General features: G+C 71.2%; 12 protein-coding genes. 6 read left to right on the forward strand and 6 right to left on the reverse strand.

Features of this window, described 5'->3' with window-relative positions:
- The first annotated feature begins 60 nt into the window (after positions 1-60).
- The 5 genes from bchO (at position 61) to AO398_RS19350 (ending at position 5,605) form a co-directional block, all read left to right on the forward strand.
- Positions 61-966 carry an alpha/beta fold hydrolase BchO gene (gene bchO, locus AO398_RS19330; RefSeq protein WP_058193827.1) on the forward strand — a complete coding sequence of 302 codons (906 nt, stop codon included), beginning with the start codon at positions 61-63 and terminating at the stop codon, positions 964-966.
- A 101-nt stretch (positions 967-1,067) separates the two neighbouring features.
- The gene (locus AO398_RS19335) at positions 1,068-1,850 is read left to right on the forward strand and encodes a gamma-glutamyl-gamma-aminobutyrate hydrolase family protein (RefSeq protein ID WP_058193841.1); all 783 of its coding nucleotides are present in this window, start codon (positions 1,068-1,070) and stop codon (positions 1,848-1,850) included.
- A gap of 292 nt (positions 1,851-2,142) precedes the next feature.
- Positions 2,143-2,901: a guanitoxin biosynthesis heme-dependent pre-guanitoxin N-hydroxylase GntA gene (gene gntA, locus AO398_RS19340; protein ID WP_058193828.1), complete on the forward strand. Its 759-nt coding sequence runs from the start codon at positions 2,143-2,145 to the stop codon at positions 2,899-2,901.
- A 66-nt stretch (positions 2,902-2,967) separates the two neighbouring features.
- Positions 2,968-3,564: an urea carboxylase-associated family protein gene (locus tag AO398_RS19345; RefSeq protein ID WP_058193829.1), complete on the forward strand. Its 597-nt coding sequence runs from the start codon at positions 2,968-2,970 to the stop codon at positions 3,562-3,564.
- A gap of 301 nt (positions 3,565-3,865) precedes the next feature.
- Positions 3,866-5,605, forward strand: coding sequence for a methyl-accepting chemotaxis protein (locus tag AO398_RS19350; RefSeq protein ID WP_058193830.1), 1,740 nt, complete (start codon positions 3,866-3,868; stop codon positions 5,603-5,605).
- Between the two features lie 61 nt (positions 5,606-5,666).
- Here the strand turns inward: AO398_RS19350 and AO398_RS19355 are convergent, their stop codons facing one another.
- The 3 genes from AO398_RS19355 to AO398_RS19365 form a co-directional block, all read right to left on the reverse strand.
- Positions 5,667-6,920, reverse strand: a complete 1,254-nt coding sequence (locus AO398_RS19355; RefSeq protein ID WP_058193831.1) for a cytochrome P450 — start codon at positions 6,918-6,920, stop codon at positions 5,667-5,669.
- Positions 6,921-7,025: 105 nt separating this feature from the next.
- Positions 7,026-8,300 carry an FAD/NAD(P)-binding oxidoreductase gene (locus AO398_RS19360; protein ID WP_058193832.1) on the reverse strand — a complete coding sequence of 425 codons (1,275 nt, stop codon included), beginning with the start codon at positions 8,298-8,300 and terminating at the stop codon, positions 7,026-7,028.
- 1 nt (position 8,301) lies between these two features.
- The gene (locus tag AO398_RS19365) at positions 8,302-8,547 is read right to left on the reverse strand and encodes a ferredoxin (RefSeq protein ID WP_058193833.1); all 246 of its coding nucleotides are present in this window, start codon (positions 8,545-8,547) and stop codon (positions 8,302-8,304) included.
- Positions 8,548-8,828: 281 nt separating this feature from the next.
- Between AO398_RS19365 and AO398_RS19370 the strand changes: the two genes are divergently transcribed.
- Positions 8,829-9,380, forward strand: a complete 552-nt coding sequence (locus AO398_RS19370; RefSeq protein WP_058193834.1) for a hypothetical protein — start codon at positions 8,829-8,831, stop codon at positions 9,378-9,380.
- Here the strand turns inward: AO398_RS19370 and AO398_RS19375 are convergent.
- From AO398_RS19375 to AO398_RS19385, 3 genes are all read right to left on the reverse strand, one after another.
- Complete coding sequence (locus tag AO398_RS19375) at positions 9,347-11,119, reverse strand: class I adenylate-forming enzyme family protein (protein ID WP_058193835.1); 1,773 nt, start codon at positions 11,117-11,119, stop codon at positions 9,347-9,349. The two genes, AO398_RS19370 and AO398_RS19375, sit on opposite strands and share 34 nt — an antisense overlap.
- On the reverse strand, positions 11,116-11,886 hold the full coding sequence (locus tag AO398_RS19380) for an SDR family oxidoreductase (protein WP_058193836.1): 771 nt from the start codon (positions 11,884-11,886) through the stop codon (positions 11,116-11,118). Before AO398_RS19380 ends, AO398_RS19375 begins: the two co-directional genes overlap by 4 nt.
- Positions 11,887-11,915: 29 nt before the next feature.
- Positions 11,916-12,575, reverse strand: a 660-nt coding sequence (locus tag AO398_RS19385; protein WP_058193837.1) for an SDR family NAD(P)-dependent oxidoreductase, incomplete at its 5' end; no start/stop codon positions are given.

Consider the following 12,575-nt stretch of genomic DNA (forward strand, 5'->3'; position numbering starts at 1 on the left):
GCACGATAGCGCAGAGATCCATGTCGCGCGCCAGTTTGGTGCACCGCAGGATACAAGCCGGTGCTAAGCGTCAAGGAGACGGATCGGCCCGACTGGGCAGTCGAGGGCCGGGATTGGCCGCACCGGGCGGCGAGCCGCTTCGTGGAGGCGGCGGGCCTGCGCTGGCATGTCCAGGAGTTCGGCCGTCCCGAAGCGCCGGTGCTGCTGTTGCTCCACGGGACCGGCGCCGCCACCCATTCCTGGCGCGGCCTGGCGCCGCTCCTGGCCCAAGACTTCTTCGTGATCGCCCCGGACCTGCCGGGCCACGGCTTCACCGATCCCCTGCCGGATTCGGACCTGTCGCTGCCCGGCATGGCCCGGGCGGTGGCGGGCCTCGTCGCAGCGCTCGGGCGCGCGCCGGTCGTGGCGGCCGGTCACTCGGCCGGGGCGGCGGTGCTGGCGCGGATGTGCCTGGACGGCGCGATCGCCCCGCGGCTGCTGGCAGCCTTCAACGGCGCGCTGGCACCGCTGCCCGGGGCGGCGAGCCTCCTCTTCCCCGGCATGGCCCGGCTGCTGTTCCTCAACCCGTTCACCCCAAAAATCTTCGCCTGGACGGCGGATCGGTCGGCAGCCAAAAGACTGATCGAGGGCACCGGCTCGCGCCTCGATCCGCAGGGCGTCGATCTCTATCGGCGGCTGTTCGCCCGGGCGGGCCATGTCCGCGGGGCGCTCGGCATGATGGCCAACTGGGACCTCGCCGGGCTGCACCGGGCGTTGCCGGAGTTGACGACCCGGACCCTGCTGATCGTCGGCGGCGACGACCGGGCGATCCTGCCGGATACCGCCTTCACCCTGCGCGACCGCCTGCCCGACGCCCGCGTCGCCCTGATCCGGGGGCTGGGCCATCTCGCCCACGAGGAGGCGCCCGAGCGTGTCGCCGAGGTGCTCCTCGAAGAGGCGCGGAGTCTCGGCATCCTCGGCGCCTGACCCGGCGGCCGGCGGGACTGGCGCCGGCCTTGCCTGGGCCGTAGAGCCAACCGCAAGGTGCAGGGCCTGCGGCGCAGCCGAGACAAGGAGTGGGCGGGACGATGGCGAGACCCGTGATCGGCGTCATCGGAAACGCCCGCCTGCTCGACAACCGGTTCTCGGCCCAGATCGTCGGCGAGAACAACCTCCGCGCGCTGGCCGAAGTGGCCGGAGCCCTGCCGCTGGTGTTCGCCGGCTGCCCCGGGATCACCGATCTCGGCGACTTGCTCGACACGGTAGACGGCATCCTTCTCACCGGCGGGCGGGCCAACGTCCATCCGGCCCGATTCCGGACCGAGGCCGACCCGGCGCACGAACCCTACGACGAGGCCCGCGACGCGATGGCGCTTCCGCTGATCGAGGCCTGCATCGCCCGCGGCGTGCGGCTGTTCGGCATTTGCCGTGGCTTCCAGGAGATGAATGTCGCCTTCGGCGGCAGCCTGCACCCGGAGATCCGCAACCTGCCCGGCCGCCTCAACCACCGCATGCCACGGCTCGAGAATGGCGAGATCCATCCGGATCTGGAGGTCGTGTTCGCCGACCGCCACGACGTACGCCTGACCCCGGGCGGCGCCTTCGCGCGGCTGCTCGGGCGCGAGACGATCCGGGTGAATTCCCTGCATGGCCAGGGCATCCAGGAGTTGGGCGCCCGCGTCATCGTTGAAGGTGTCGCAGAGGACGGCACGATCGAGGCGATCCGCATCCGGGACGCGGCGGGCTTCGCCCTGGGCGTGCAGTGGCACCCGGAACACGACGCCACGACGAACCCGATCAACCGCGCGCTGTTCGAGGCGTTCGGGGCCGCGGCGGCGCGGCAGCGGGCCGAGCCTGGCAGCCGGCGTTGAGCTGAGTCAGGCCGACAGTGTGCCCGGCGAAGTTACGGCATCGTCGCCGCAGCATTCGCATGGGCGCAGGCCGAGTCTTGGCCACCTTAATCTATGTTTGGACGGCCCCCGAACATTGCAGCATGTCTTCCGAACACCCCGCCGATTCTGTCTGAACCGGAGAAAGATTCACCTTCTCCCCGGACGACCTGTCGCAGGTGGGAACAGCGACCTCAAACCGGGGTTGCCCGAGTCCCGAACAGCGGTTGCCTCACCCAGGGCACACCTGCGCAGATTTTGAGCCACGGACCGCATGCAGTTTCCTCGCGACGACCAAGAGCATCCCCGCGCCCAGGCCTTTCGCGACTTCATCCGGAATCCCCCGTTTCCCTGCGTCGGCGCCAAGTCGGCCCTATCGCGCGGGCGCATGAAGATCGTGGTGGCCCGGGACCTCACCTCGGGCTGGGACGACATGCGCATCTACCCGGCGCTGCTCGCCTTCGTGGCGCGCTACCGGGAGGCGCCCGATCTGTTCCAGAGCTTCGCGGTGGTGTTCGAGGGACCGGGCGACCTCTCGGAGGAGGCGTTCGAGCAGAACCTCTGGGCACGGGCGCAATCGCTTACCGACAAGGATGCCTGGCTCGGCCAGCCACACGACGCGCGCGTCGCGGACGACCCCGAGAACCCGCACTTCTCGCTGAGCTTCGGCGGCGAGGCGTTCTTCGTGGTTGGGCTGCACCCGCATGCGAGCCGGCCGGCCCGGCAATTCTCCTCGCCGGTGCTGGTGTTCAACCTGCACGCCCAGTTCGAGCGGCTGCGGGCCGAGGGTCGCTACGAGAAGCTGCGCGCCTCGATCCTGGAGCGCGACGAGGCCCTGGCCGGCAGCCTCAACCCGATGCTGGCACGCCACGGCGAGACCTCCGAGGCCCGCCAGTACAGCGGCCGGGTGGTCGGCGACGAGTGGCGCTGCCCGATGCAGGGCCGGCCTGCGGCTCCGGCGACGACAACCACCGACGACTGGCATCCCCTGGCTTCGCCGCTCGATCCCATCTTCCCGACGAACGGCGCCTGAGACGTCGCTGGATCGCGGCGGCCTTTGCCGCGTTTCCGGCCGGATTGAAGCGGAAGCGGAGACATCATGGATCGGGCGGACGTGCAGCAGATCGAGCCGCGCTCAGGCGTCGCCTTCACCCTCGACCGGGGACAGCGGCTCACGGTGATCGACCCGCGCGGGGAGCAGGTGGCCGACCTCGTCGCCTACAACCGCCACGACACCGGCGAGGTGATCTCGTCGGGGCGGACCCTCGATTATGCCAGCCGGATCTACCTGACCACCGGCGATCCGCTCTATTCCAACCGCTCCAACGTATTGCTGCGCATCGTCGAGGACACGGTCGGACGCCACGATTTCCTTCTGACGCCGTGCTCGGCCGACACGTTCAGGATCATCTACGGCGACACGGACCCGCATCGCGGCTGCTTCGGCAACCTGGCGGCGGCTCTCGCGCCCTACGGCATCGCGCCGGACGCGATCCCGGTTGCGTTCAACTGCTTCATGAACGTGCCGATCGACGGCACCACCGGGGCGCTCACCGTCGCGCCGCCGTTGAGCCGGGCCGGCGACCGGATCGTGTTCACCGCCGAGACCGACCTGATCATCGGTCTGACCGCCTGCTCGGCGCTGCAATCGAACAACGGCAGCTTCAAACCGATCCACTATCAAATCGACGGCTAGCGCGTGGAACATCGCCGGCGGCCCCGGCGATACAGAACCGTTTTTTGTGCTCTTCGCTGCCACATCTTGAAACGACATTGCTTCTAAAGGAACCGACTGTCGAACTGACATCGGAAGATACAAATAGGCCGGTTCACGACGAAATTCTGTCGCTGCCGAACGGCGTGTAGTTTGTGTTTACCAATCTTGTGTCTAACCTTCGCCGCGGAACAGCGCTGGGGGTACGAGTCGCTGCGTATGGCGGCGCCTCCGGTGCTGAGAGCTCCCGACGGCCTTCGGCCGTCCCGTTCCCGGTGCCCCGATGACACGCTCGCAGACCAATCGCTCGCCTGAGGGCAACCCTGCGTCTCGGTGGCGTCTCGCGAACATCAGGCTGCGCCACAAGCTGGCGGCCGTGATGGCGCTGGTGCTCGCGGCCGTCGGCGTCCTCAGCGGCCTGAACTACGTCGAAACCCGCTCCTCGGCGCTCGAAGATCGCGCGCTGATGACCACGAATCTCGGCGACGTCGCGCAGAGCCTGCTCGGCCATTACGCGGCGCTGGCCTCCGCCGGCCGGATGCCCCTCGATCAGGCCCAGAAGGCCGCCCTCGAAGCCGTCAGCGCGCTGCGCTTCGGCAAGGCCGATTACTTCTTCGTCCTCGACACGGAGGGACGGCTGATCGCCAACGCGTTCAACGCCAAGAATGTCGGCAAGGTGGTTCTGGATCAGACCGACATGCCGGGCGGTAAGCGCTACTTCGCCGAGATGGTCGAGGTGGCCAAGCGCGACGGCTCCGGCTTCGTCGATTACATGAAGCCACGCGCGGGCGGGACCGAGCCGGTCGAGAAGGTCGCGAGCGTGCAGCTCTTCAAACCCTGGGGCTGGATCCTGGCGGCCGGCCTCTACCGGGACGATGTCCACGCGGCCGTACGCCATCGCGCCATCACCAACGCCCTCTGGTCCGCGGGCCTCGTGCTCCCGGTGCTGGCCCTGCTCCTGTTCATCGGCGACGGCCTGTCACGGCCGATCGTCCGCCTGACCGCGGCGATGCGGGCGCTCGCCGGCGGCGACCTCGCGGCGCCGGTGGCGGATCAGCAGCGCGGCGACGAGGTCGGCGCGATGGCGCGGGCGGTGCAGGTGTTCAAGGAGGCGCTGGTCGCCAAGCGGGAGGCCGAGGCGGCCGCCGCCGTCGAGAACGCCGCCAAGATGCGCCGGGCCCAGGCCCTCGATGCACTGACCACCCGGTTCGACGCGCATGTCGGCGCGCTGACGCAGAGCCTGTCCTCGGCCGCCGTGGAGATGGAAGCCACCGCCCGGGAGATGACGCGCACCGCCGCGCGGACCACGGACCAGTCCGGGCGGGTCGCCGCCGCCTCCGAGCAGACATCGAGCAACGTCCAGACCGTGGCCGCCGCCAGCGAGGAGATGTCCGCCTCGATCCAGGAGATCGCGTCCCGTGTCGCCCAATCCTCGACGATGGCCGACCAGGCGAGCGTGGACGCGGCCCGCACGAACGCGCTGATGCAGGTTCTCTCCCGGGGCACGGACCAGATCAGCGAGGTGATGGGCCTGATCGCCGGCATCGCCGGGCAGACCAACCTGCTGGCGCTGAACGCCACCATCGAGGCCGCCCGCGCCGGTGAGGCCGGCCGGGGGTTCGCCGTGGTCGCCGGGGAAGTGAAGGCCCTGGCCGCCCAGACCGCCAAGGCCACCGACACGATCGCCGGCCAGATCGCCGCGATCCAGAGCGAGACCCGGCACGCCGTGGAGTCCATCCAGACGATCGGCGGCACGATCGACACGATGCGCACGGTGGCCCTGAGCGTGGCCGCGGCCATGGAGGAGCAGGGCGCGGCGACGAGCGAGATCGTCCGGAACGTCTCCCAGGCCGCGCAGGGCACGCAGGCCGTCAGCGCGGATATCGCCGAGGTGCTTCATGCCGCCGGAGAAACCGGCGCGGCCGCCGGTCAGGTGCTGAGCGCGGCCCAGGATCTGGCGCGCTACGCCTCGGGGCTCGGCCAGGAAGTGACCACGTTCCTGGCGGCGGTCAAAGCGGCCTGAGGCAGCGGGGGGACGGAACGTCCACGACGTTCAGCGTCGCTCGGGTCCCGTCCTCGACACGTCAAACGATCCCGTCGATCGCCACCCGCAGGTGCTCGGGCCCGCGCAGGGCGGCGCCCGATCGGTAGGGCGGTGGGTCTTCGACCAACCGGGGGGCTTTGAGCCGCTTGGCGAGCGCCGTGAGCGCCGCCTCGGCCTCGAAGCGGGCCAGCGGGGCGCCGACGCAGTAATGCAGGCTGCCGCCGAAACCGAGATGCCGGCTGCGGGCGCGGTCGGGATCGAAGCGATCGGGATCCGGGAACACGGTGCCGTCGCGGTTGCCGGAGGCGAGCAACAGGACGAGGTCGGCGCCCTCGGGGATCGTCACGCCGGCGATGTCGATGGAAGACAGCGTCTTGCGGGTCCGGAACTGCACCGGCGGCTCATAGCGCAGAAGCTCCTCGATCAGCCGAGGCGCGCGTTCGGGATCCTGGCGCAGGCGCTCCAGCTGGTCGGGGTGGCGCAGCAGCGTCAGCAGCCCGTTGGTGATCAGGTTCACGGTGGTCTCGTGGCCGGCCACCAGCATCAGGATCGAGGTGGCGATCAGGTCATAATCGCCCATCTTCACGCCCTCCGGCGTCGCCTCGTTGGCGAGGCCCGAGAGCATGTCGTCCTGCGGGTGCTTGCGCTTCTCCTTGATCAGCTCGGCCATGTAGCCGCCGATCGCGTCGAAGGTCCGGCTGTTCTCGTCGCGGATCTTGCGGTCGGACAGGCTGTCGGGCTCCAGGGCCGTGGCAAGTTGCGTCGCCCAGCCATGGAATTTCGGCTCGTCCTCCCGGGGCACGCCGAACAGCTCGCAGATCACCGTCACAGGCAGCGGGTAGGCGAGGTCGTCGACCGCGTCGATCTCCCGGGCGCCGCATTTCTCGTCGAGCAGGTCGGCCACCAGCCGTTCGGAGCGGGTCCGCATCGCCTGGATGCGCGCGCGCGAGAACTGATGCATCACGGAGGCCCGCAGGACATCGTGGTCGGGCGGATCGCGGAAGATGAAGACCCGGTGCCGGTTCATCATCCAGTCCTTCAGCGGCTTGACGAGCAGGTCGGTGAGGGGATTGCCGGTGCGCGGCCGGTCTGCCGGGGGCAGGGTCTCGGAGCTGACCCGCGGATCCTGAAGCAGGCTCGCGATGGTGGCGTGGGTGGAGGCCACCCAGGTTCCGGACTCGGTCCCATCGTCCTGGCGCGAGACCGGATTCTCGCGCAGCTTCGCATAGACGGGGTAGGGATTCGCGCGGTTGGCGAAATCCTTGACCTGATTGAGGAGAGTGGCGTCGGGCATGCGGTGTCCGTGCTGCGCATCGTCCGGACGGGGAGCCGGTTCTCGGAGCGCTTCCAATCAAAACCCCGGCGCAGCATCCCGGATCCGGGCCGGGGCGCCAAGCCGTCAGGGAAAGCCCGGGGCGTGGATCGCGATTCCCTTCGCGGGCCGGTCGGCCGCGGCACCGCGCGGCGGGAACGGCGCCCCCGTGGCGACCATCTCGGCATGGGCCGGCAGCCAGCGGGCGGAATCGACCGATACCGCCGCGATGCAACGCCCCTCTCGGCCGTAGACGGCGATGAAGCGGCCCGAGGCGGGCTCGCCCTGGGTGAAGGCCAGGGCGTCCGCCCCCTCGGTCAGCCCGGCGGACTTGATCACGACGTCGCCCTGCGTCGACCAGAAGGTCGGCAGCGCCCCGTAGGGACCCTCGGGCTTCGCCCCGGCCAGCAGCCGCCCGGCATGGATCCCCTGCGCGACCGCTTGGCTCCAATGTTCCAGCGCCACCCGCCGGCCGCCGTAGAGGGGGTGGGGGAAGCGCGCGACGTCGCCGGCCGCGGCGATCCGCGGATCGGGTTGCCCGTCGGCGTCGAGGACGTAGCCCACGGCATCGCAATCGACGCCACCCGGATCGGCCGACAGGCCTGCCCCGTCGAGCCATTCGGTGTTGCGGACGGCCCCGAGGGCAATCACCGCGACATCCGCGTCGATGCGGGTGCCGTCGGTCAGGTGGGCGCGCACGAACCGACCGCCCGCATCCTCCAGCCACTCAACCTCGCTGCCGCAGCGCAGATCGACACCCCGGCCGCCGTGGATCGCGCCGATGAGCGCGCCGACCGTGCTGCCGAGCACGCGCGCCAGCGGCGTCGGACCGGGTTCGACCAGGGTCACCCGCAAGCCGAGGTGTCGGCACAAGCTGGCGACCTCACAGCCGATGAAGCCGCCGCCGATCACCAGAACCCGTCGGGGTCGGGCGGCCAGGGCGGCCCGCAGGGCGGCGGCGTCGTCCCGCCCGCGGAGGGTGAAGACACCGTCGAGCCGCCCTTCGTGCGGGTTCGACCAGGGCCGGGCGCGGGTGCCGGCCGCGATGTGCAGACGGTCGTAGGACAGAGCCTCCCCGTCCGCGAGGTGGAGGGTCTGGGCGCCGCGGTCGAGACGCACGGCCGGGCTGCCGAGCCGCCAGTTCACATCCGCGCCGAGGCTGCTCGGCAGGGTGGTGGCATCCGCCTGGATCTCGCCGGTCAGGACGTGCTTCGACAGGGGCGGGCGGTCGTAGGGTCGGTAGGGCTCGGCACCGACGATGGTCACAGAGCCGGAGAACCCACACGCGCGCATGGCCTCGGCGCCACGAAGCGCTGCGAGGCCAGCCCCGACCACCACGGCACGGTCCGAACTTGGTATCATCTCAGGGGCCTCGCTCCGGATCCTCGACCCGGATCGCCTGGACCGGGCAGGCGATGCGCGCGCGCTCGATGTCGGCGCGGTCCTGCACGCCCGGAGCCGGGTCGTAGATCAGGGCCTCGTGCCCCTCGATCCGGAAATGCCGCGGCGCCGCATAGCAGCACTGCGCATAGGCCTGGCAGAGGTTCAGATCGACGCTCACCCGCAAGCCAGGTGGTGGGCTGGAGGACGCATCGGCGAGGACGGACATGGCGGTGCAACCACGGCGAAGGCGGCGGGTTCCGCAAGGGGTGCAGCAACCGCCGTCGCAGGGCCTTCGAACCAATCCACTAGAGTATCGTGGCCGTGCGTGGGGATCCGCGGCCCCGCGGAAAAGTTGTCGGCGCGAATCCGCAACGATTCACTAATCTAAAAATGTCCTGGGGGATCACGGTCAAATTGGAGCGGTGGAATTCCCCTCCGGGACCGTTCCCTCTATTGTCGCGCTGCCCCGCGGACCGACCCGAAATCCCGCGATCTCAGGAGGGCACCATGCCGTACGGTGCACGAACGAGTCTCGCCGCCCTGATCCTGTCCCTCGCTCTGGGCGCGACCAGCGTGCGGGCCGAGCAGGCGTCGGGCTGGACCGATCCGCCGGCCCGCAATCCGGCCCCGGCGGCGAGTCCGACCGAGGCTCAGAAAGCCGCCCCGCCGCCCGCCTCGACTCCTGCGGCCGCAGCACCGGCCCGCAAGGCGGTCGCCGCGCGGCCCATCCAGAAACGGATCGCGACGCATCGCACCGGCCCGGAGGCCAGGCGGGCTGCAACGACGGTGCACCGGCCGCGCATCGCCGCTTCCCCGACCCGGACCGCGCGCGCCCACAGGATGGTCGCGGTCGCGCCACCGCCCCCGCCGCCGCCGCTGGACAGCTACCCGCGTTACCGGGCCTACAATTACGGACCGGGCTATGCCGACGAGCGGCTGGAGCGCCTGCGCGCCGCGGAAGCCGCGGGCTACCTCGTCGTGCGCCGCCGCTCCGTGGAATTCCCGGACGGCCGGTCCCTGCGGGTCTACCGGCCGGACGACGAGGGCGAGCCGTTCTGAACGGAGGCCTCCGCGAACACGCTCCGCAGCGGCGCCCGCAGGATCTTGCCCGCGGGGTTGCGGGGCAGGAGCCCGTCCCAGACCACGACGCGCACCGGCACCTTGAACGCCGCGAGCCGCTCGGCCGCGAAAGCCCGGATCTCCTCCGGGCCGGTCCGGGCGCCCTCGGCCAGGGCCACGATGGCGCCGGGCTCCTCGCCGAGCGTCGGGTGGGGCACGGCCAGCACCACCGCGTCGATCACGTCCGGATGCGCATAGAGGACGTTCTCGACCTCGCAGCAATAGATGTTCTCGCCGCCGCGGATCAGCATGTCCTTGATCCGGTCGACGATGGTCAGGAAGCCGCCCGCATCGGCCCGAGCGAGGTCGCCGGTGCGCAGCCAGCCGTCGGACAGAACCTCCGCGGTAGCCGCCGGGTCGTCCCAGTAGCCACGGACCACGTTCGGGCCCTTCACGCACAGCTCGCCGACGCTGCCGGGCGGGAGATCCTGGCCGAGCGGGTCGAGGATCCGCACCTCGCAGACCGGCAGGGGCGGGCCGCAGGATTCGGGATGGGCGCGGTAATCCTCGGCCTGGTGGTGGGTGAAGGTCGCCGAGGTCTCGGTCATGCCCCAGCCGGTGGCGGGGATCGCCTTCGGGAAGGCCTCGCCCAGGGTGCGCACGAGGTCGCCGGCCGCGGGGGCGCCGCCATACGTCACCGATTCGAGGCTCGGCAGCGGCCGGCCCGCCTCCCGGGCGGCGGTGGCGAGCTGCCAGGCGATGGTCGGGACGCCGCCGGCGCCGGTGCAGCCCTCCCGGTCGATCAGATCGAGGGCCTCATGGGCGTCCCAGCGATGCATTATCACCAGGCGATGGCCGCCATAGAGCGCCGCCCCGAGGCTCGCGTGGCAGCCGGTGACGTGGAACAGCGGGATCACCAGAAGCGAGGCCCGCTGCTGTGCGGCGGGGTCCGGCCGCGGCGGTGCCTCGCCCCGGCGCAGGGCGCTGCGCGACGCGGAATAGGGATAGGCCATCACGGTGGTCGCCGCCGCCCGGTGGGTGCCGACCGCGCCCTTCGGCCGGCCCGTGGTGCCGGAGGTGTAGAACAGGGTGGCGTCGTCCTCCGGGTCGAGGGCGATGTCGGGCGGCGACCGGTCGGGCAGGGCGGCCCAATCCGCCACCGGGCCGATCACGTCGCCGAGCGGCGTCGCCCGCTCGTCAGGCTCCATCCGCGTGACAAAAATCCGCTCCAGGGCCGGGCACTCGACCCGGTGAGGGGCGATGCGCTCGTATCGGGCGCCGTCGGCGATCAGCACCCGCGCGCCGGAATGCTGGAGCGCGTAGGCCAGTTCCGGCCCGGTCCACCAGGCGTTCAGCGGCGTCGCGATCGCCCCGGCCAGCAGGGCGCCGTAGTAGCAGACCGGCCATTCCGGCAGGTTGCGCACCGCGATCGCGGCCCGGTCGCCCTTGCCGATCCCGGCCGCCACCAGGGCGTGGGCCAGGGCGGTCGCGGCGCGGGCGAAGCCCGTGAAGGTGACGCGCTCGTCCCGGTAGACCACGAAGGTCCTGTCGCCATGGCCCTGGGCGATGCGGAACAGGTCGCGCAGGGTCGGGGGCGCGTTCGTCCAGATCCGGGTCGGCACACCGCGGATCGGCACCGTGGCGATCGCGAAGGGCGCGCCCGGCCCGGTGAGGCGCGCTTCCGCCTCGCGGAAGGAGAGGGCGGGCCAGCCGGCGGGAAGGCGGGGATCGGGGCTCATCGTGCGATCGTCACGCCGCCGTCGATCACCAGCGCCTGGCCGGTGACGAACCGGCCCGCCGGCGAGGCCAGGAACACGGCGGCCCCCGCGATCTCGTCGGGCTCGCCGATCCGGCGGAGCGGCGCGGCGGCGGTGGTGGAGGCCAGCATCTTGGGATCCTCCCACAGGGCCCGGGCGAAATCGGTGCGGATCAGCCCCGGGCAGAGGCAATTCACCCGGACGTTGGCCGGGCCGTATTCCACCGCGTAGTTGCGCGCGAGCTGGAGGTCGGCGGCCTTCGAGACGTTGTAGGCGCCGATCACCGGCGACCCCTTCAGCGCGCCGATGGAGGAGACGATCACGATCGCCCCGTCCCGCCGCGCGACCATGCCGGGGGCGACCATCTGGATCAGCCAGTGGTTCGACAGGACGTTGTTCTCCAGGATCTTCCTGAACTGCGCGTCCGAAATGCCGGCCAGCGGCCCGTAATACGGGTTGCTGGCGGCGTTGCAGACCAGCACGTCCACCGGCCCGAGCCGGGCCTCTGTCTCACCGACCAGATCCTCCAGCTCCGCCTTCACGGAGATGCTCGCCGGGATCGCCACCGCGCGACCCGGGCCGTGGGCGGCCTCGATCTCGGCCACCACGGCGTCGCAGGCCTCGCGCTTGCGCGAGGAGATCACCACCCGGGCGCCGTGCTCGGCCATCCGCAGCGCGATCGCCCGGCCGATGCCCCGGGACGAGCCGGTGATCAGCGCGACCTTGTCGGTCAGATCGAACAGGGACATGGCGCGTCCTCGCTGAGCCGGGTCAGGTGTCATCGAGCGTCCAGCATCGACCGGCGCAGGCGCGCCATGCCGGCGAGCCAGCGTTCGGGGTCGTCGGCCCGGCGGCGGGCGTAGTCCGCGACCTGCGGGTGCGGCAGGATCAGGAACCGGCCCAGCGCCAGCCCGTCGAAGGCCGCCTCGGCCACGGAGTCGGGCGACAGCACGCCGTCGCGGGCGGCGGCGCTGGCCGCGCCGAGCATGGCGGTGTCGACGCCCTGCGGGCACAGGGCGGCGACCCGGATGCCGTCCGCGGCATGCGCGATGGCGATGTGCTCCAGGAAGGCGAGGGCGGCGTGCTTGGTCGCCGAATAGGTGGCGCTGCCGATCTGGCTCAGCAATCCGGCCGCCGAGACGGTGCCGAGGAAGGCGCCCCCGCCCCGGTCGAGCCAGAGCGGAACCAGCACCCGGGCCGCGTGGACATGGCCCATCACGTTCACCGACCAGGCGCGGTCCCAGCTCGCCGGATCGGCCGAGGTCGCGAGCCCGGGATCGGGGTCGCGCTCCAGGATGCCGGCATTGGAGCAGTAGAGCGCGATCGGCCCGATCTCGGCCTCGATCCGGGCCAGCGTCCCCGCGACGGCCTCGGCATCCGCCACGTCCAGCGCGTAGGCGCGCGCGTCGATCCGGGCGGCGACGGCCTCCGCCCCGGC

The organism is Methylobacterium sp. GXS13, from assembly GCF_001455965.1.
In the GTDB taxonomy this organism is placed as follows: domain Bacteria; phylum Pseudomonadota; class Alphaproteobacteria; order Rhizobiales; family Beijerinckiaceae; genus Methylobacterium.

Excerpts from the sequence above, each read along its gene's own strand:
- AO398_RS19335 (WP_058193841.1), top strand. The coding sequence starts at position 1,068 with ATGGCGAGACCCGTGATCGGCGTCATCGGAAACGCCCGCCTGCTCGAC.
- gntA (WP_058193828.1), top strand. The coding sequence starts at position 2,143 with ATGCAGTTTCCTCGCGACGACCAAGAGCATCCCCGCGCCCAGGCCTTT.
- AO398_RS19345 (WP_058193829.1), top strand. The coding sequence starts at position 2,968 with ATGGATCGGGCGGACGTGCAGCAGATCGAGCCGCGCTCAGGCGTCGCC.
- AO398_RS19350 (WP_058193830.1), top strand. The coding sequence starts at position 3,866 with ATGACACGCTCGCAGACCAATCGCTCGCCTGAGGGCAACCCTGCGTCT.
- AO398_RS19355 (WP_058193831.1), bottom strand. The coding sequence starts at position 6,920 with ATGCCCGACGCCACTCTCCTCAATCAGGTCAAGGATTTCGCCAACCGC.
- AO398_RS19360 (WP_058193832.1), bottom strand. The coding sequence starts at position 8,300 with ATGATACCAAGTTCGGACCGTGCCGTGGTGGTCGGGGCTGGCCTCGCA.
- AO398_RS19365 (WP_058193833.1), bottom strand. The coding sequence starts at position 8,547 with ATGTCCGTCCTCGCCGATGCGTCCTCCAGCCCACCACCTGGCTTGCGG.
- AO398_RS19370 (WP_058193834.1), top strand. The coding sequence starts at position 8,829 with ATGCCGTACGGTGCACGAACGAGTCTCGCCGCCCTGATCCTGTCCCTC.
- AO398_RS19375 (WP_058193835.1), bottom strand. The coding sequence starts at position 11,119 with ATGAGCCCCGATCCCCGCCTTCCCGCCGGCTGGCCCGCCCTCTCCTTC.
- AO398_RS19380 (WP_058193836.1), bottom strand. The coding sequence starts at position 11,886 with ATGTCCCTGTTCGATCTGACCGACAAGGTCGCGCTGATCACCGGCTCG.